Source organism: Paraburkholderia sp. WC7.3g (genome assembly GCF_050436345.1).
In the GTDB taxonomy this organism is placed as follows: domain Bacteria; phylum Pseudomonadota; class Gammaproteobacteria; order Burkholderiales; family Burkholderiaceae; genus Paraburkholderia; species Paraburkholderia podalyriae.
In genome coordinates this window covers 70,870-88,477 of record NZ_JBNDMA010000005.1, presented here as the reverse complement: position 1 = coordinate 88,477, position 17,608 = coordinate 70,870, and the positions used below count along the sequence as shown (strand labels likewise).

The 17,608-nt window shown below is 60.5% G+C and carries 20 protein-coding genes; 1 reads left to right on the top strand and 19 read right to left on the bottom strand.

The genetic code is table 11. From position 1 onward, the window contains the following. Positions 1-305: 305 nt before the first annotated feature. From OKW43_RS42445 to virB11, 9 genes are all read right to left on the bottom strand, one after another. The gene (locus tag OKW43_RS42445; RefSeq protein WP_429454851.1) at positions 306-1,616 is read right to left on the bottom strand and encodes a DUF1173 domain-containing protein; all 1,311 of its coding nucleotides are present in this window, start codon (positions 1,614-1,616) and stop codon (positions 306-308) included. Then, positions 1,597-2,151 carry a PH domain-containing protein gene (locus tag OKW43_RS42440; protein ID WP_429454850.1) on the bottom strand — a complete coding sequence of 185 codons (555 nt, stop codon included), beginning with the start codon at positions 2,149-2,151 and terminating at the stop codon, positions 1,597-1,599. Before OKW43_RS42440 ends, OKW43_RS42445 begins: the two co-directional genes overlap by 20 nt. A 3-nt stretch (positions 2,152-2,154) precedes the next feature. Further along, positions 2,155-3,801, bottom strand: coding sequence for a type IV secretion system DNA-binding domain-containing protein (locus OKW43_RS42435; RefSeq protein WP_429454849.1), 1,647 nt, complete (start codon positions 3,799-3,801; stop codon positions 2,155-2,157). Positions 3,802-3,803: 2 nt separating this feature from the next. Further along, complete coding sequence (locus tag OKW43_RS42430) at positions 3,804-5,279, bottom strand: hypothetical protein (protein ID WP_429454848.1); 1,476 nt, start codon at positions 5,277-5,279, stop codon at positions 3,804-3,806. An 11-nt stretch (positions 5,280-5,290) separates the two neighbouring features. Then, positions 5,291-5,890, bottom strand: coding sequence for a phospholipase D family protein (locus OKW43_RS42425; protein WP_429454847.1), 600 nt, complete (start codon positions 5,888-5,890; stop codon positions 5,291-5,293). A 222-nt stretch (positions 5,891-6,112) separates the two neighbouring features. Continuing rightward, entirely contained in the window at positions 6,113-6,766 is a 654-nt protein-coding gene (locus OKW43_RS42420) for a hypothetical protein (RefSeq protein WP_429454846.1), read from the bottom strand. Continuing rightward, positions 6,757-7,104: a hypothetical protein gene (locus OKW43_RS42415; protein ID WP_429454845.1), complete on the bottom strand. Its 348-nt coding sequence runs from the start codon at positions 7,102-7,104 to the stop codon at positions 6,757-6,759. The genes OKW43_RS42420 and OKW43_RS42415 overlap by 10 nt, the downstream gene beginning before the upstream one ends. Next, complete coding sequence (locus OKW43_RS42410; protein WP_429454844.1) at positions 7,094-7,864, bottom strand: lytic transglycosylase domain-containing protein; 771 nt, start codon at positions 7,862-7,864, stop codon at positions 7,094-7,096. The genes OKW43_RS42415 and OKW43_RS42410 overlap by 11 nt, the downstream gene beginning before the upstream one ends. After that, positions 7,851-8,861: a P-type DNA transfer ATPase VirB11 gene (virB11, locus tag OKW43_RS42405; RefSeq protein ID WP_200653574.1), complete on the bottom strand. Its 1,011-nt coding sequence runs from the start codon at positions 8,859-8,861 to the stop codon at positions 7,851-7,853. Before virB11 ends, OKW43_RS42410 begins: the two co-directional genes overlap by 14 nt. Between virB11 and OKW43_RS42400 the strand changes: the two genes are divergently transcribed. After that, a complete protein-coding gene (locus OKW43_RS42400) occupies positions 8,836-9,108 on the top strand; it encodes a hypothetical protein (RefSeq protein WP_429454843.1) in 273 nt (90 codons plus the stop codon). The two genes, virB11 and OKW43_RS42400, sit on opposite strands and share 26 nt — an antisense overlap. Positions 9,109-9,122: 14 nt before the next feature. Here OKW43_RS42400 and OKW43_RS42395 read toward each other — a convergent pair whose 3' ends face one another. The 10 genes from OKW43_RS42395 to OKW43_RS42350 all read right to left on the bottom strand — a co-directional run bounded on the left by OKW43_RS42395 (position 9,123) and on the right by OKW43_RS42350 (position 17,607). Next, positions 9,123-10,373, bottom strand: coding sequence for a TrbI/VirB10 family protein (locus OKW43_RS42395; protein WP_429454842.1), 1,251 nt, complete (start codon positions 10,371-10,373; stop codon positions 9,123-9,125). Continuing rightward, the gene (locus OKW43_RS42390; protein WP_429454841.1) at positions 10,370-11,146 is read right to left on the bottom strand and encodes a TrbG/VirB9 family P-type conjugative transfer protein; all 777 of its coding nucleotides are present in this window, start codon (positions 11,144-11,146) and stop codon (positions 10,370-10,372) included. The genes OKW43_RS42395 and OKW43_RS42390 overlap by 4 nt, the downstream gene beginning before the upstream one ends. 17 nt (positions 11,147-11,163) lie before the next feature. Then, positions 11,164-11,532 carry a TrbG/VirB9 family P-type conjugative transfer protein gene (locus tag OKW43_RS42385; RefSeq protein ID WP_408447061.1) on the bottom strand — a complete coding sequence of 123 codons (369 nt, stop codon included), beginning with the start codon at positions 11,530-11,532 and terminating at the stop codon, positions 11,164-11,166. A gap of 43 nt (positions 11,533-11,575) precedes the next feature. After that, positions 11,576-12,283 (bottom strand): type IV secretion system protein, encoded by a 708-nt coding sequence (locus OKW43_RS42380; protein ID WP_429454840.1) that lies wholly within the window; start codon positions 12,281-12,283, stop codon positions 11,576-11,578. Then, the gene (locus OKW43_RS42375; RefSeq protein WP_429454839.1) at positions 12,277-13,368 is read right to left on the bottom strand and encodes a type IV secretion system protein; all 1,092 of its coding nucleotides are present in this window, start codon (positions 13,366-13,368) and stop codon (positions 12,277-12,279) included. Before OKW43_RS42375 ends, OKW43_RS42380 begins: the two co-directional genes overlap by 7 nt. Position 13,369: 1 nt before the next feature. Next, complete coding sequence (locus tag OKW43_RS42370) at positions 13,370-13,678, bottom strand: hypothetical protein (RefSeq protein WP_429454838.1); 309 nt, start codon at positions 13,676-13,678, stop codon at positions 13,370-13,372. A gap of 185 nt (positions 13,679-13,863) precedes the next feature. Beyond that, positions 13,864-14,514, bottom strand: a complete 651-nt coding sequence (locus OKW43_RS42365; RefSeq protein ID WP_429454837.1) for a type IV secretion system protein — start codon at positions 14,512-14,514, stop codon at positions 13,864-13,866. Next, positions 14,511-14,795: a hypothetical protein gene (locus OKW43_RS42360; protein ID WP_429454836.1), complete on the bottom strand. Its 285-nt coding sequence runs from the start codon at positions 14,793-14,795 to the stop codon at positions 14,511-14,513. Before OKW43_RS42360 ends, OKW43_RS42365 begins: the two co-directional genes overlap by 4 nt. A gap of 21 nt (positions 14,796-14,816) precedes the next feature. After that, a complete protein-coding gene (locus OKW43_RS42355; protein ID WP_429454835.1) occupies positions 14,817-17,390 on the bottom strand; it encodes a hypothetical protein in 2,574 nt (857 codons plus the stop codon). Next, positions 17,323-17,607, bottom strand: a complete 285-nt coding sequence (locus OKW43_RS42350) for a VirB3 family type IV secretion system protein (RefSeq protein ID WP_179741880.1) — start codon at positions 17,605-17,607, stop codon at positions 17,323-17,325. Before OKW43_RS42350 ends, OKW43_RS42355 begins: the two co-directional genes overlap by 68 nt. Position 17,608: the final 1 nt, after the last annotated feature.

Genomic DNA, 17,608 nt, shown 5'->3' with positions numbered 1-17,608 from the left:
AGTTGGCTAGTCGTCGATTCATGCAGTCACTCATTTTTTTACGATCGGACGCCCACGGGCGACGCTTGACACAGAGTGAAGAGTTGCTAGAATCGAAACGCGCTGAATTCGATGTCTCTAGCACTTCTCCCTGTGCTGGCTGTCGTCAAGAACTACCCTCGCTGCCAGGCGGGGGTTTTTCTTTTGTAGGTTCGTTTTGTCGTGTGCTACGCAGTCCTGCTGAACAGAAATAGAAATCTTCCGACCGAAGCGGCTCATGACTTTTGTTTGCAACAAAAACGATGAGCCGGCTCAGTAACCCTCGCCTATGCGGAATCCTGCGCCGCTGATGATGCGGCTGCATCCGCCGCAGCTGCATTGACTTCGTCCAACGTATTGCCGGCGCGCGCCGATGGTTTTGCCGCACGGGCCAACGTCGGCGCTGGCAGCTCTGGCATCTCCTCACCCGCACGCCAGATCCACGATGGCATGTCGCTTGCCTCGATCAAGCTCGACAGCGCATCCTCGTCTCCTTGCTCAGCACCCGGCGGCTGCACATACAGCGCAACCGGCTTCGGCGATACGTCGGCCAGCACCGCGCACGCGAGCGGCTTGTTCTCCGCCAGGTTGTATCGAAGGCCCTTTACGAAGCGGCGCTTGTGCGCCGTGAGCGCATCGAGCATCAGCTTGTCGTAAGCATGCTCGAATGGAATCCATCTGGAAGACACGACCATGACGGCCAGCGTCTCGATCGAGGCGATCCCGGTCGGGTTCAGGCCGAAGGTTGCAATGAACACGAGATGCGACTCCTCGATGCTGTCCCACAGTGCCAGTTCATTCACAAAGCGCTTCTGGAGTCGTCGATGCAGGTCCTCGCTCAGCGTGAACGGAAAGTCCGGGAGGTGTTTTGCGACGATCTTGAAGCCATAGCGCGACTCGGCAATCTCCTTCACTTCTCCGATCGCAATCATCAGTTTGCGGGCTTTCTTGCTGGTAGCCAGCTCGGCCATGTGCGCGATGCGACGCTGCGTAATGCCTGCCGCGTGTTCCAACGAGAAAGACTCGGGCACATACAGTGACCGCCCCAGCGGCTCCCCCTTTGACACCTTGCCGGCCGCAGCCTGCAGAAGGAATTTGCGCACGACGTACCAGCTGCGCTTACCCTCCATCGCCGGATACCAGCGGTTCAGGCCAGCTACTTCCCACAGATAGTGCAAGGTGCCGCGCAGCGTCAGTTTTGCGCCGTCTGTACGCACCGTATCGGCCGCGGCGCCTGATGGAGCTGGTGCTGCCCTACCCCCGGTTTTCGAGAGGCTGAAATCGAGCTTGAGTGTGGTGATGCCATCCTCGATGTTCTCCTGTATAGCCTCACCTTTCACCTCTCCAAGCCCGGACAGTTCCGCTGGCGGCTCGTATGACACACAGTCCGGCGCATGTGCGCCTCCCGTGCTCGGCATGCGCTTGATCACATGGTGTTCGCCGACTTTTGCGACGTACATCGGGACACCTACCGGCGTACACATGCACAGCGGCCGCACCTTCTCGCCATGCGCATCGGCCAGATACCCCTGCAGGTCGTCGGCATTAGCCGCGACGATTACATCGTCAAATCGATATTCATGCATGATGGCCTCCACGTGTCAGACCCGCCCCATATTCACTTCGCGAATAGCCTTGTCGTCGCGCAGCGCGATCGCAGCGCGGTTGAGCGCGTTGCGCATCTGTACCGCGTTGACCGTGCCCGGCAGACACCAGCGCGGGTTGTTCGAATCGCTCGTCTGGATGACGACCGTCCCCAACGTTAAACACGCGCTGCCACCAGGGATGAAGCGAAATCACATCCTGAATGCGGAACAGCCCGAGGCTCGAAACCTTCCGGGTCAGAATTCCCTGTCGGCAGGTAATCCGCTCCATGTCGATCACGATTTCCGTGAGCGCCGTTTCGACGAATACAAGCGCGAGCCGCGCCAGGCAGAGCAGAAAAGGTGCGATAACTACGGCGGGAGATACCGGCCACCTCGTGACTACCCATGAAAAGAGGACGCCCAGCGTACCGAGCGTGGCGCTGGTGGCAAACAGGTCAGGCAGATTGATAATCTGCGACGGCGTGCCGTGAAAAATCTCGGTGGGCTGGGCAGATGCCGGCATGAGGTTGGTCGTGCGCCCGGTCATGATCTAATGGCGCCGATAATGATTGCGGCTGTGCCGCCACCCTCCGGCGCAGGCTGGGTTGACCGGTGCGGGGACCGCGACCGACAGCTGGGCTTCGCGCGGCGGCGCTTCGATGTAGGCAGGCACGCGCACCGGATAGTCGCGCGCACCGAACCTGATTTTCGCGAGCGGCCAGTCCTTGCCGTATTTCAGATAACCGTTCAGGTCTGGCAGATTCGAGAGTTGCGACGACGTGACGACGAGCTCCGGATCGCGCTTGCGCTCGCGTGTGTTGATACGCCACTGGCCCTGCACGCCGATCGGGTGGCGCTCTACTTCGTGCCAGCCGATCATCTCCGCAACGTTTTTGGTTGTGAGTGCGTTGGCCCCTCCCAATGCAAGCAGACTGCGAAAACACGAGAGCGTCGCTTTCGCCGGAAGATCTCCCAGTTGCTGATGCAACTGAATCAGATCCTGCAGATCCCCCACGACACACAGGCCATGCTTGCGGCCCTTCGATACCGCAGCCTCGAAACTGTAGAGGCGGCCAAGGGATGCCAGTTCGTTCTTGAACACCCACAGCCGCCGGTCGAACGTCGGCGCCTCACTCAGAATCATCGCGTAGATCAGGTCGAGCCAGACGGGGATCGTCGGGCCCAAAGCCGTGCGTTGATCTTCGCGCCACGTAATCCAGATGTTCCCTCCGTTTTCGTCGCCCATCCAGCGCCGGATCGAGAAATCGCCATCAGGAATGCGCCGCAGCGGCCTGATGTACTTGTTCAGTGTAAAGATGATGCTGGCCGTCGCCCTATCCGCATCCTTCGCGAAGAAGCCCACCGAAGCCGTATCCTCAAGGTACTTTTGCAACACTGGGCGCTGCTCGCGCACCAGCAAATCAGTCAGCGTAACCATGTCGCGCATGTCGTCGCCGGCGAGCTTGTTCATCGTGTCCGCGAGCAGCGCGCGTGCATAGCCCGCCCACTCTTCGGCCTGATCGCCGTTCTGCGGTGGAATCGCCGAATGTGCGAGCCGTTCGAAGTCGAAGCCGTGATCGACCTCGTTGAACAGCGACCAGCCGACGCACCGGGCGTCGTACGGGTTGATCACGATATCGCCAGGCAAATAGAAGCGCGCCATAAGCGACCCATTAGGATCGACCACCACCATGCGGTCATCGCGGCGCAGTGCCGATGCGATCAATCCATTAATCGCCTGACTCTTGCCGGAGCCTGGCGCGCCCACGACTATCAGGTTCTGCGTTTCGAGATCCGTCGGCATCTCGACGCCACATACCGCGACCGGCGCGCGTGGAGCATCGCCATGCTTCACGGCCTGTTTGCGGTACTGGTTGTTATGCCGCCTGATCCGGTTGCTCAGCTGGTGCCGGTTCTCCATCTTCGTGCCACGGATAAACCTGGCATACCGGTAACCCTCGAAACCACTGAACAGGTATTCGTGGCAAGCCCATGCGGCCCCCGTTGCAAGCGCCGCACCCGGCACCGCGCCCCAGAAAAGCAAGGGATCATGCGCGGCCGCCAAGAAGCCGTGAATGATCCCTGCAGGAAACGGCAGCGGCGGATACCCTGCCAAAGTGAAAGACACGCAAAGGCCAAGAACGAGCGCGAGCACCGCGCCCGTCCACTGCATCATCACGATTTCGTGCTTTTGCATGATCAGCCGATTCCGTGCCCTTCACGTTGCTTTCCCGGCCTGACGGCCTCCTTGGCCCGCTCCGAAACTGCCTGCTTGCCGTCGCGCGTAAAGCCTGCCGACTCGCGCAGGTTCGCGAAGAACTCGGCGCGACGCTCAAGCTTCTCATGCGCATTCAGTTCCGCAAATTTCTTACGTGGTCCGCCCTCTCCGCGCACGACGCTAGCACCTTCCACCTGCTGTGTCTTGCCCGCATCAGCCGACTTGCCGGCATCTGGAGCGCCCCGCTCGGCGGCATCCTTCGTTTTGTTACGACCAAGTTTCTTGAAACCCGCAACCCCGTCGACGGATTTCTTTGCCTCCGGTGTCTGGCCGCTGTTCTCAACTGCCGCAACTGAAGGCGTTCGCTTGCCGGTTCCCATTTCGATAACATTGGACCTTTGCGTGGCCGGTTTCTCCGCGGCCTTCTCTGCTACCTTCTCGACCGGCCCCATACTCTTCCCACTGCCGCGCGAGAAGAACGCATTGCGCGCAGCGTCGATCGCGGCCTTGTCAGGTGTCCCCGCTGCAGGTGCCCTGCCCGCGTTGGCTTCCCTCATTTCGCGCAGCATTTCAAGTGTGGCTTTGGCCTGTTCCGCACTGACCCCCGAGGTCTTCGCGACCGTATCGACAGTCGCCGCAAATTTTGCCGGATCTTTCAAGGTCTCCAGCGACGTATCAATACTGACGCTCTCTCTCTCGCCCGCCGCTGCAGCCTTGCCCGCCGCTACTTCGACGGTGCGGTCTGCGGTCTTCTGCGCGGCCTGCTCCGCGACGGGCTGGGCTGCGGTCTTCTCCGGTCCCTCGATCGCACGGCGCACCTGCGCCCGCAATGCCTGCTCCTGCGCATCGAGCTTGATCTCGGCAAGCTCCAGCTCACGATTGCGGGCTTCCAGCGATTTCGCCCAGCCATCGAGCGTCTTGGGGTAGGTGTGCGTGGCGCCCTTGGCGTCGACGCGCGCCTGCGCTTTCGCGAACATGTCGGCAACTTCCTGCCGGCTCCACTCACGCTGCACATTCAGATCCTTGTTCGCGTGCAGGATCTCGGCGGTCTTCTTCGCGTCGATCAACGCCAGCTTGTTCAGACCCGACAGAAGCGACGCCCGATCGGTAATCTGCTCGGCCCGCTGTGCCTGCTCGACTTCTTTTTCGGCTAACGCCTGCTCGAGCGCACCCCGCATCGCGGCCGTGTCGATCAGATCACCTTCCTTCAGGCCGAAGCGTGTCTTGAGCGCCTTGGCATCGGTCGCGAGCTGCTTGTCTTCACGGCGCTGCTGGTCCTCGCGCTCGACCGCCTGCGAGACTGCGTGCGGCTCTCTTTTCAGCCAGTCCTGCCGGTATGCAAGATTCTTCTGACGCGCCTCGAGGCTCGCGCGACGCTGCGCAAGCGCCTGTTCCTGCTCCGCAAGCTGTTGCTGACGCTCCTTGTCGCTAAACCGCAATACGGTGTCTTCAAACATAAAAACCTCCGTCAGTTCGACGCCTGCCCGGACCAGGGGCGCCCTTGGTTAAACCGGCTTTGCCAGTGCTGCTGATACGCCCGTGCGACCACCGGCACATGCCACATCACCACAGCGTTTTCGCTGTTGTACCTGGCCGCCGACGTCGTGTAATTGAAGCTTCCCGTCTCGACCGATTCACCGTCGATCACCATGAATTTGTCGTGATGGATCGGATACACGTCGATCGTCCGGACACCTACGCCCGCACCCGACAGAAGATCGAGCGCGATCCGGCCTTTGCCGCTGCGATCCTCGACCAGGTTGCTCTTCCGATCGGCAACCACCGCCACGTCAACGCCGCGCCGATGCGCGTCGATCAGCGCCTGCACAATCGCCGGCGACGTAAAGCTGTACGCCGACAGGTGCACTGAATGCCGGGCCGTACAGATGGCTTTGAGAACCAGCCGCTCGGCAGAACCTTCCGGCGAAAAACCCGTGTCGATTGCGGGACCGTCAGGGGCTACACATGCCGCTTGGGCACTGCTCGAGTAGGTCAGAAGGGGAAAGGCAAGAACCGCCAGGGCCGACGTGACGGCTGCACATCTGAGAGAACGATAGAGTCTGCTCATCCTCGCCCTCACCGGCCCTGACCCAATAACTCGACGTGCTTTGCGACGGCGACGTCAACACTAGAAAAATTTCCTTGCGTCTCGCCACCGTGCCAAAGAATGTGTCTGGGCTTACCCTGAATAATGCAACTGGCAATTCGCCATCCAGTCGGATGAACCAGTTCATACGGACCAACCCGTGTCCAACCATGCGCTGCCGCGTAAGTCATCCACGCCACCCTGTTAGTAATGAATTCGTGTCTGGAACTGGCCGGCCTCGTACACGTCGACCGCGTTCGGCGATTGCGGTTGTTGCCAGACGATGTGGTCATACACCGTGACGGTGACTGGATCGCCGTCGTATCCACCACCGTCCCGTGCGTTTCGCCAGCCGACAGTTGACGCATCAACCGAAGGATCGCCGTACACCTGATATGCACCGACCTGGCTGCCCACACAGGCCTGCGGCCCGTAATACGCGTAACCGCTGTTGAGATCCGCCACGGAAGGCTTCGGCGTTCCGACAAGTGCGAAACCACCCATGCCCCTATACGGACGGGCCCCGGCCTTACGTTGCCCTTCGGCCACCCACGCACCGGTCGCCGCGGCCGTTGTGCCAGCAGGGCATGGATCGTACGGCGTGTTGTTCTGACGGACGGTCATGTCCGAGTCTTTACATTGCGGCCAGCCGCGCCCGTGGCGAAGATCGTCCATCAGATGATCCATTGCCGGCCCGCAGGTGGCCGGTGCCCACGGGCCGCCATTCGATGACGGGTTGCCCAGGCAGATCACAATGCGGCATCCGTAGTCGTCATCGGCACGGGCCATGCCGGCGTGACCACCAGCAGCGAGCACCGACATGACCAGCATCAGCCTGATTCCGTTTCTCATCGCCATACCCCACCCTCTTCCAAAGTAAGCATCCTGCGCTCGCCCCTCATGGTTCGCCAGGCGCCCCACGTATTGCGCACGGCCAGACCCAACAGACAGAACGGCGACGCAGCCACCGCACCCAGCCACATCAAGGCAAGCACGGGCGGCAGCAGGATCCAGCCTCCGCTCTCCCGCACCAGCCGGGCTACCAGATAAAAGGACATAGGCACCATGAGCGCCGCGAATTGCACTCCGGCCCCAGACTGGTGATGCCACCATTGCGACGCCGCCACGCACGCCGTGACGGCATAGACGTCCAGCACCAGGGCGGCAGCAAGCATGCGAAATTGGTTACTGGTCATCGACGGCTCCAGACGCCTTTACTGCCTTGCGCGAATCGCTGCCCTGGCCATTGACCTGACCGTCTTCGTCGTCGTCACCATAGGTCGTGAACCAGTCGTCTTTGGCCGCAGACTTTGCGGCGCGCTCCGGCCGTGCCGCCGCGCGACGTGCTGGTCCACCTGCAGGGCGAACGTCTGGAACAACCTCGATCGGCTGCGCCCCCTGCACACCGGATGCCGGGACGGCAGCCGCCACCTTTTGCGCGTATGCGGCACCCCGCGTGAGATCGCCGCTGTAGTAGCAGGAGAGCGCCGCTCGTACCGCGTCATCAGCCTGCGCAAATTGCGGTTTCGCGCGGGCGTAGCACGCTTTAAGAATCGCTGCACCGGTCCGGAGGTTCGTGCAGGGCTCGAAAATGGTCTCTGTGGTCTGTCCGTAACGCGCCAGATTGTGTACGTTGACCTGCACCAGTCCCATGCTGTAATTCCAGCCGCCGGCGTCGAGCGCCTTGACGGTGGCCAGCGCTTCCGGAAGGTTCTTTGGCTGTCGCGCAAGATGGCCGCCGACGACGCCAATCGCGAACGGATTGCCGCTACTCTCGACTGTCGCCACGCGCCCCAACAGCGCGTGATGAACGTCAGGGGCACACTCCTGGGCCAGCGAGACAAAGGAGGCTGCAACCAGTGGGGAAGCGACCTGCTTATCCGCTTGTGACGCTTGAGTGGACAGTAGCATCACGCCCAGCGCCAGAGGCACGACGAGCGATTTAATGGGAGACATAGAGCACCTTGCTGATTCCCCGCACCCCATCGTCATAGCGATGCATCTGCACCACGACATCAATGAGACTGCGGGCATAGTCGATAATCTCGGCACGCTGCAAGGTCGAGCCGAAGCGCATAACCATCTGCGCGAGTCGTTCGAACATGTGCTCGGGGCTGGTTGCGTGCAGCGTCGTCATCCAGCCGCCGTGACCGGAATTCAGCATTTCGAGCGCGACGTATGCTTCAGCGCCACGCAGTTCGCCCGGAATGACGCGATCAGGCGACAGGCGCAACGATGCTTCCATCAGTTCAACTGGCGTCACATTCGCCGTGCCCTGATTACCCCGCGAATACAGCAGGTTCACCGTATTGGCCTGCGGCGGCCGCAGCTCGCGCGCGTCTTCAATCGTCACGATCCGCTCATCCGGCGAGATCTCTTTCAGGAGCATGTTGATGAACTCCGTCTTGCCTGCAAAAGTCGGTGCACTCACAACGATGTTCTTTTTCGCCTTGACGGCGAGCCGCAGGAAGGCTGGCCAGTTGCCGTCGCGGTATAGCATCGCCAGCTTCCTGCCAGTGTCTTCCGCATCGGGCAATGGTTCATTGACTCGCCTGAAAGCACCGCTCTCCTCGTAGTACTGCATCGTCAAATCAAGCGTTGACGGTTTGCGGATCGCAATCGCGATCGTGCCGGGCGGCACCGCTGGGGGTTGGACAACCTGAATACGGAAATCGCGATTTCCCGGCCCCGTCAGTTCCGAGGGGATCGAGGCCGCGAGAAGCGGGCGCTTCGCATCCGTCTCCTGGTCGGAGTGATGCGCCACCAGCTCCGCAAAGTCCCGCAACGTGCTTTCGGTCAATACTGGCGTATCCACTCGCTCCATGAAGCGCATACCCTTCCGGCCGGCCCAAACAACGCCGGGACCATTCACAGCGATCTCCGAGACATCGACGTCATCAAAGAGCGGACGGATGGACTCGGTGCGATTGAAGAACGCCGGCACGATCGACATGTCAGCGCCCCCGAATGCGTTCGGCGCGAGCCACCGCGCCGGCCTGCTGCACCGACGGACGATCGAGGCACACCTGCGCATCGAAACACTGGCGGGCAACGGCCTTAAGCTTTGCCTGCGCGAGCATCAGATACCTTCCGCCATCCCGGGCGAAGTCCCTGAATATCTGTGCCTGCAACGCGTCGGCAACTGCGTCGTCCAGCTGACGGCGCAGTTCGCCTCCGGCGACTTCGCATTGAACGTGTGAGATATCCGTTGTCATCATTCCTCCCCGTCGCCCGACTTGCAGTAGTCGGAGAAGTCCAGCTCGTGTTCGACCTGAATGCGCACGCGCGTGCCCTGGTCGTTCTTGAGTGTCGGCGGGATGTTGACGTAGCCGCCCAGCAGCTGCTGCGAAGACTGCGCCATCGACTGCTGCACACCCGCGCGGTACATCGCCACCGAGTTGTTCTGGTCTGACGACGACACGCCGTAGGTCGATGAACCCGCGCCGAGCAGCGACAGCGCCGCGCTCATACCGAGGATCTGGCCAACGTGGTTATCAACATCGGCGTCGATGCCCGCCGATCCGAGCTGATCGGCAACCGGTGAGTCGACATGGATCTTGACGCCATCCGGACGCAAGGCGACGGCGCTTGCAATGAAGGTTCGTTCCTGCCCCTTGCGCACAGACGAATTCGGTTTACCTGTAATGCGCGTGCCCCACGGCAGTAGCGGAATCCGGCCCTGCTCCCCATAAGCATCCCGATCCAGCATGATCGTGACTGAACCAGGCAGGTCCGAGATAATGCGCGGCACCAGGTGGCCCTCGAGGATTGCCCCCGGCTCCATCTTGCATTGCAGGTTGTCGATCTTTTGCGCCTTGGACGTAGAGTCGTCTGCGTTCGAAACACTGCGCGCGAAGGCTGAATTCGGATCATTCGGGCCGTCACCGCCAGAACGGCGTCCCAGGCCTGCCTCACCCTGCTGTGCATCAGCGGAAGCGGCACCTGCATCGTCCGAACCATCGCCCCCCGTGTTTGAACCAAACAGACCCGACTTCATTCGCGCCTCGTGCATTGCCTCGGCTTTTCTGCGCGCCTGCTCAGCTGCTGCGGCCGCCTGACGTTGACGCTCCGCAGCCCGTCGCGCTTCGTCCGGATCCACGCCCGAGCTTGCCGCTGGTGCCGACGCAGCGGCCGCCATTGACGCCGGAAGTTTCTGCCGGCCAGCATCCAGCGGCGCGGCCCTCGTTGTGTCTTCGTCGATCTTCGGCTTGTCTGAACTGCTCGATGGCGCCGGCGCGTCATGCTTCATCGCGTAGAACCCACCGGCACACAACAAGAACAGAATCGCGCCGGCGACCGTAAAAAAAGTCTGCCGCCGGCCGCGGGCAGGATCGGCCGCGAGCGACGTCTGCCGCAGTGCATCAGCTGCGCGCCGGCGCTCGTTCAGGCTGTCGGCATCGCCCGGCTCGCCCCCTGGCTGCCCGCTGTCACGAGGCAGATCATTCGGGTTATCAGGCGTATTCAATTTCCGCCTCCCCAGGGTGAGCGCTGCGCCTGCGTCGCCGTACCCTGTTGCGACCGGATCACACACAAGGTGCGATCGCCGTCGCGCAGCGTAAAGCGGTCAGCCATCTGCTCGATCACCAGATATGGCCCTTCCCTGCGCATGGGCGCAAGCGCCTCGGTGCCGTCCCGGTCAACGACGTAAATGCTCGGCTTGGGCTTGCCGATCGTGGTCAGAAAGTAAGTGAACTGCCCGTCGTCAAAAACGCGCTGCAGACCGAACGAATTTTCGTCACCCGACACCTGATAATTTTTGTTGACCACGCGAGGCTGCGAATACGATGCATTAGAGACGCCGCCCGAATCGTCGCCCCATCCATCCTTTCCGTCAGCCGGATACAGGAAGCGCACCGCATACGTCGCGCGTTCCGGATTCTTCGAACTGGACAGGCGGAAGTAATAGACGTGATTGCTGGTCGTGACCGTCAGATTGGTTCTCGCATCAGGCTCGACCGGCTTGAGCACAAGATGATTGCGAAACTTCAGAACCTGCCAGCCGATCGAATCGCCGATCGCCTTGTTGAGGATCTTTTCCCCAGGCGCGAATTCGATCGTCGTCGCGTACCCATAGACGCCCGTGATTTCGTACACCTGGTTCGGATCGAACTGAAGCTGGCATACCCTGTTATCCGTGATCACGCAGCGTGGATTTTTGGCGGCTTGTGCATTCACGCCTACAAAGGCACACGCAATACCCACTGACCATGCCAGCATGCCGTGGCGAATCGTTTTCATGTCGTTCCCTCTCCTGGTTAGTACGCCGAGGGCGTCACGAAATGCACGATATGCGCGGCCTGCAACGCATCGTCAATCGACGCTATCTGCAGGTGGTAAGTGCCGCGCGTCGTCGTCACATTCAGCCCCATCTTTTCGCCCGGCCTGTCGGCCGTCACCTGCAGCGTGTCGCCCGTTCGTTGAACATGAAAGACCGGTGCCGTGCTCTGCGCGATGGCCTTGATGTGTTCGTCGCGCGGAAAGTCAATCGCCAGCAAGGTTCTGTCAGCAACGGTCAGGTCGTAGATCTGGTCCGGCATGTACGGCAGGCGCTGCACATTGCCTTCCGTGCCCCGCAGGACAGGATCAGCAGCTGTTACTGCGTGTGCCACGGCCGACAACGCCACTGCAATCGCTACTGCCGTCAAGGCACTCCTGACTGTTCGCATCTCAACCTCCAGATGGAGCCGGCGCACCCGGCTCTGTGTTCGGCTCGAAGCCGGTTACCATGAAACCCGTACCGTTGATGTAGCGGTTCTGCGGCGTTAGCGCCTGCTTCACGAAGTCGTAGCGGAACAGCACATGCCAGTACACCGTCTTGTTGTCGCCGTTCCCGTCGTTGTAGGTCGTGAAAGTTGCTTCGGCCTTGTGGTCGTCACGGTCGAGAATGCGGATGCGCTGATCCTTCACGCGACGAACCGTCGTCTCCGCGATCGCGTAGTAGGGGTTGTCCTTGTTCTTCGCGTCCATCTCGTGATTGAAGCGGTCCGCCACGTCCGATGCTGAATGCAGCCTGACGTAATCAATATGGTCCTGGCGAAACACGCGATCGAGCGTGTAGCGTTCCGTCACGTACCGGGCAAGTTCGCTCTCGATCACGGCATCCTTCGAGCTGAGCACCGCAGGTGTGCCGATCTCGCTTTTTGCGACGTGGTTGTTTCTGTCAAGCGTCAGCACCACAGGTGGCACATACTCCTGATTGGCCTTGTCGTAAGCCATCGAAGCCAGTGCGAGGCCTGCGATCGGCCACGCTATCAACGCGAGCAGATATGCGCGATTCCGGGATAAGCGAATCGCCTCATAGGATTCGGCTGGCGGTGCGCCAGCCGCTGCCGCCTGACGCACCTTGGAAGGTTTTTGGAAAATCGCGCTCACCATTGACCTCCATCAGATGTGCCGCTCGACGGCGCCGTGCCGCCTGGGCCACCCGGTTGACCGGCACCCGATGGGCTCGACATGCTTGAAGGGCTCGTAGCGCCGCCCGAGGAAAGTGCCCGCTCGATCCGGGCAAGCTGATTGCCGTGCGCAGTTTGGGTGTTGCTGATACTGTTCAGCGCAGTCGCCGCGCCCGGATTTGCGCCGGCGCCGCCTCGCCCACCGCCGGAAAACTTCGACATGATCTGGGACATCATGAAGCCGCCGATCATGTCCGCCATGCCGCTGCCGGCGGCGCCGCTCGATGTCAGCGCAGATGCCAGGGGGCGAATGGTAAAGGCCATGAAAAGTGTGATGGCGCCGGCGATGACGATGGCGGCGAAAGCATCGTTGGCCGTCATCGCATTGGGATCCATCTTCGAGACAAACTGGTCGGTGATATCAAAGCTGAATTTCACGATGACACCGAGCAGGATGCCGACCAGTGCGAACTTCGCCATCGCCGCGAACCAGCTCATGCCGAATCCGCGCGTGCTGCTCCACATCAACGTTGGCACGAACAGCGGAAAGAGCAGCATCGTGACCGCAAAGCCCATGTCTGAACCGACCTTCAGAACAAGCGCGACCAGGACCATCGCTGTATTGACCATCTGCAACACGAGCCCAAGAAGCACGATGCCAATCTTGAGCATCGACTGCTTCATCATCTGGCCAGATGCATCGGAAAACTTGTTGTAGTCGTTCTCCAGATACTGTGTCATCGACTGCCCGCCCATCAGCGAACTTACGGTGTCGTCGCGCAGCTCCTGGAATGAATGAAAAATCTGTCCGGCGAGCCCGCCCCAGTTCAATGCCGCGAACACGAACATGATCGTCAGAAGCATTCTGACGAGAGGCCACACGTCCGCTGGATCCCGCCCGGAATGAACCCGGATTACCTTCACTGCCACCCAGATCATCGCGAGGTAGAGCGCCGGTTGCGTAACTGCGTGCCCCAGCACCGGGTAATTGGTGGACAGAAACGCTTCCGTTCGCGATGGGATGCTGTCGAACAATGTCTGGATGAATTGATCTACCGGATCAGCCATGTCACTTCCCCGGGCCAAAAAATATCTGCTTGGAGGCCTCCGCGGCGGCGTTGCAGTCGCGTGCTTCCGGGGTGTCAGCAAAGGGGCTAATGCCGCGGTTTGTGCAATCGTCTTCGCGCGCTTTCATCTCAGCGCGATGCGCAAGGTAATACGCTTCCGTCTTCGGCACGAACGCCGGCACAGTCTGCGCAGGGGGTTCGACAGTGCCGCCTCCCGTGCTGCTCGTATGCACGACGTACACGATCAAACCGCCGCTTCCAACAACTGCGACTGCGAGAAGGAACCAACTGAGTTTGCCTGTCCACGTCATATGCCTGTCTCCAGTTTCTTCACCCGTGAGCCAGCAGGCCCACGGCGCGCTGTCACGCCTGCTTCCCGATCGAATGAAAATCGCACGTGCACGGCGATTTCGATATCGCACCGGAATGTGCACAACCAGCAAGACACGTCGCGCCGGTGAGCAGGAGATAAAAAACGATGCTTCGCATGTGATCCTCACTTCGATACGTTGCTGAAAAACTTCTCGCGCTCTGCGGTGGCCTGGTTACTCTCGTTGAGCTGGTTCGCCGTCAGATTCGCGTTGATGGCCTGCAATTTCGTCTGCGCGGACTGGGCCATCCCCAGCTCAGCCGACATGCGGTTCTGCAGATCGGCTGCATCCTTGACGTTCTGCGTTGTGTCGACCTGTTGCGACAGGTTCTGGAAGTTATGCAGGTGCGTTTGTGCCTCGTCGTACAGCGACTCTCCGCCGGCCAGTGCCGAGCGAACCGAGTCGGTACTCATCTTGTAGTTCGCGCCCTCGCCCTTGTCCGCGAAGTCATCGGGTGACATCGTGTTCATTACCTTTTCATACGTCGCCTGTCGGCTGCCGTAGATGCCGCTCTTCTGCTGAGATACAACGTCCTGCCAGCTGCCCGGCACAATGGACGACGCGTCAATTGCATCGGTCAGCCCCTGCCCACCCCGCCCGTACGACCCGGTTACCGCGCCGTATTGCTGCTTGAGCGTGTCGTATTCCTGCTTGAGCTGAGCGAGTTGCGCGGCCAGCGCTGTCCAGGTCCCGGCATCGCCAACCGGAACGCCCGTTGCGAACGCTGACGTCGATATGGCCATCACTGCGATGGCCGCTACGAATGGTCCTTTCATTTCTGCACCTCCACTTCCGGTTGTAAGGTCGATACCGCCAATCGCGCTCCGCTCCCTGGCTTGCCCATCCAGTACAGCCTGATGCCTCGCGACCACGACCACGCATACACAAAACAAAGCGCGAGCACGCCGTACTGCTGCGATTCCCACGCCATCCAGAACCAGAAAGGTTGCCCTGCAAGCCCACAGATACAGGCCCACTTACGCCAGTGTTCGCGTCGGTCCTGCGACAGGAAAACGCTCGCGGCACCAAGTACACCGATTGCAATCTGGCCGATCACAGGTTCACCCCACGTCTCAAGTCAAACGTTGTGCGTCCGTTCAGCTAGCGCCCGCGCCATGAACACCGGAACCCATCGGCTCGGGTCCGTTGTGTCCAACTCGGCACGAACACGATTCATCAGCTCAACCGACTTGTCATTCGACGACAGCACGGCTACGAGCTCAGGCATGTCCGACATATCAAACGATGCGCGCACACTGACTCCGTTGCCCTTCTTGATCAGCACCTTGAACTCCTCCGGCACCGCACGTTCGATGAACTCGAACTCGCTCCGAGAAAAGTCCAGGTTAACGCCGTAGTCCCGCCAATCGGCCTTGTCGTTCGCTAAATAGAAGCTCGTCACCGCCTGGTTCTTGACGGCCGCCACCGGTCGATAGAGCGCGCTAGGCTCCGGCGTGATGAAGAGCGTCGCGCAGTTGCGCCGGCGGAACGTCTCTCGATATGTTTCGATCTTCTGTTGCCAGAACGGGTTGCGGATCAGCATTTGTGCTTCATCCCACACGATGATTGCGGGCGATCCGTCGAGCGACTGTTCGATACGATGCGTCAGATAGTTGAGCAGGACAGGAAGCTCCGGCTTCGCTTCCTTATCCTTCATCAGTTCCCGCATCTCATACCGGTAGTGACGGTGCGTTGTCACGTCGAGCGTGTCATGCTCGTTATCGAACACTGCGGCATTCGCGCCACCGCTGTGCCAAACCGCAATCGCCTGGTACAGGGCTGAATTCTTCGCGCCGAACCGCCAGGCGAGATTGCGCAGGCGCCTGTCTTCGAACCCGGTCAGTTGGTCGTTGAAGTTGTCATTGACCGCCGTCGCAATGCGTTCGATATCATCGACGGTAAGCACATAGCCGTAGCACGTCGCCATCATCTGCAGCAGCTCGCGCAGCATCGCGCGGTTCTGTTCGGTGTCGGGCATCTTGCAGGGATTGCCAAGGGATCGTGACAGGCTGAGTACGATGTCGGCGCCGCCCATCGCCTGCATGAACACGGTGCTCCCGTTCTCCCGGTCGAACCAGTGCACCCGGGGCTCGAACTTATCGGCCTGGCTGGTGATCGTCGCGACAAGCAACGTTTTGCCGGTCCCCGTTTTCGCACCGATGTTGCCGTGCGCGGGCACCATTCCCGGACGCTCTTCATGCAGATTGAGGAAGTAGCCAGTCTGCCCTTCCGTCGGCAGCACCATGAGACATTCACCCCACAGATTTCCGTCGAAACGCCCCTGCGGAAAGCTGTGCAGCGATGCAAAGCAGGCAAACTCGATCGTCTCGATCTTGCCGACGCGGCCGTTGTGACGCTTCCTGGCGCCCGGTATCTGCGACCATACGGCGCGCTCCATGCCAGTCGTCTCGACAACCGGCTTCACGCCCCAACCCTTGAAGCACTCGCCGGTCTTTCCCACGGCATCGTCCAACGCCTCCAGCGCCTTCAACGCAGCTTCCTGCGAGCGCCCTTCTACCGGCACGTGAACGAGGACACTCATGTGATGCGTACCGAGCACGGCCTTGTTGGCCGCCTGGCGCATGCGCAGCGCGGTGATTTCCGCCGACATGCCGGCAGTGGTCCGGTCGTGCGACAGCCGAGCCTCGCTGGTCGACGTCGCCATGCTCGCGTCAAGTTTGTCGATCGGGAAAAACTTCTGCGTGACGATCAGTTCGGCGGGCAGGCGCTGGAACCGGTCAGCCATCCCGGCAACTGCCCCGTCGGGCCAACGCGACATGGCCAGCACCTGTCCAATGCGTCGATGGTTGAGCCCGTTGACCTCAAAAACATCTTTCCCAAGGATCGGGTTACGGCCGAAATGCAGATACGAGCTCGCGATCGCCTGGGCCAGGTTATATGAGTCAGCCAGCACCGGGCCGTCTTCCTGCGTGAGCAGATAGCGCAGAAAACGCGCCATCTCACAACAGGACCCGATTTCCGTTTCGACCCGGCCCAGTCGGCGAGGCGCGTAGTGCGCAACCGATTTCATCAGCGAGTTGACCTTCTCTTCAAGGTCACGCGCCTGCCGCGACTCCGACTCAAGCTTGTCGTTTGCGCCGGATGGATTGAACGCGTTGAATACGCGATCGAGCTGCCCCACTACCCCGCTGTAGTGCCGGTAGCGCACAATGGCAATATAGATTTCGTGCTGATACAACGATCGCGTCTGAAAACGCGCCTTCAGCTTTTCATTGACGAAATTCGGAAACCAGTTCGAATACTTGCCGGCGGGCCACCGGTTCCCCTTGCGCCGGATCTCGTACACGTAAATGCCCACGTTGCTGTCAGCGATCGACTCCAGCGCGGTGTTCCGCTGACGCTTGTACGCATCGACGCCAAGGTCATCCAGCATTTCCGCATAGAGCCCCTGGAGACGCACTATCTGCACCAGCCCGCTATCGAGCGTGCGCAACGTATGGCCGTTGTAGTACGCGTTCAAGCCAAACGGAAGTTCCCGCGAGGCGTGCAGGTCAGCCGCATCATCTTTGTCTGCCTCGCTTCGCTGAACAAAGGGAGAAGCGCCGAAATGACGATCAAGAAAGTCACCGAGGGGCATAGGTCTTCGCTCCGCCCCAGTATTTGAGGCTACGTGGCTTCGCCGTCGCGCCAAAGCTCTGATACGCGACCGAGAACGCGAACATGTCTTTCGCGGTAATCAGATAGGAGCCGATGACCAGAAAGGGCACGGCGAGCATCACCGGCCACCATTTGAGGAACATGAAAACAACCGCGGGCAATACGAACGAGCCGAGGAACAGCTCAGCCAGGCAGCCCCATATCATCCAAGGTTGCACCATGCCTTTCGGGATTTCGTGTACTTCACGCATG

Bases quoted from the DNA above. Each gene is read 5' to 3' on its own strand.
- OKW43_RS42350 (WP_179741880.1), bottom strand. From the start codon at position 17,607: ATGCGTGAAGTACACGAAATCCCGAAAGGCATGGTGCAACCTTGGATG.
- OKW43_RS42435 (WP_429454849.1), bottom strand. From the start codon at position 3,801: ATGCAAAAGCACGAAATCGTGATGATGCAGTGGACGGGCGCGGTGCTC.
- OKW43_RS42440 (WP_429454850.1), bottom strand. From the start codon at position 2,151: ATGACCGGGCGCACGACCAACCTCATGCCGGCATCTGCCCAGCCCACC.
- OKW43_RS42370 (WP_429454838.1), bottom strand. From the start codon at position 13,678: ATGACGTGGACAGGCAAACTCAGTTGGTTCCTTCTCGCAGTCGCAGTT.
- OKW43_RS42425 (WP_429454847.1), bottom strand. From the start codon at position 5,890: ATGAGCAGACTCTATCGTTCTCTCAGATGTGCAGCCGTCACGTCGGCC.
- virB11 (WP_200653574.1), bottom strand. From the start codon at position 8,861: ATGTCGATCGTGCCGGCGTTCTTCAATCGCACCGAGTCCATCCGTCCG.
- OKW43_RS42410 (WP_429454844.1), bottom strand. From the start codon at position 7,864: ATGTCTCCCATTAAATCGCTCGTCGTGCCTCTGGCGCTGGGCGTGATG.
- OKW43_RS42390 (WP_429454841.1), bottom strand. From the start codon at position 11,146: ATGAAAACGATTCGCCACGGCATGCTGGCATGGTCAGTGGGTATTGCG.
- OKW43_RS42415 (WP_429454845.1), bottom strand. From the start codon at position 7,104: ATGACCAGTAACCAATTTCGCATGCTTGCTGCCGCCCTGGTGCTGGAC.
- OKW43_RS42430 (WP_429454848.1), bottom strand. From the start codon at position 5,279: ATGTTTGAAGACACCGTATTGCGGTTTAGCGACAAGGAGCGTCAGCAA.
- OKW43_RS42365 (WP_429454837.1), bottom strand. From the start codon at position 14,514: ATGAAAGGACCATTCGTAGCGGCCATCGCAGTGATGGCCATATCGACG.
- OKW43_RS42420 (WP_429454846.1), bottom strand. From the start codon at position 6,766: ATGGCGATGAGAAACGGAATCAGGCTGATGCTGGTCATGTCGGTGCTC.
- OKW43_RS42375 (WP_429454839.1), bottom strand. From the start codon at position 13,368: ATGGCTGATCCGGTAGATCAATTCATCCAGACATTGTTCGACAGCATC.
- OKW43_RS42380 (WP_429454840.1), bottom strand. From the start codon at position 12,283: ATGGTGAGCGCGATTTTCCAAAAACCTTCCAAGGTGCGTCAGGCGGCA.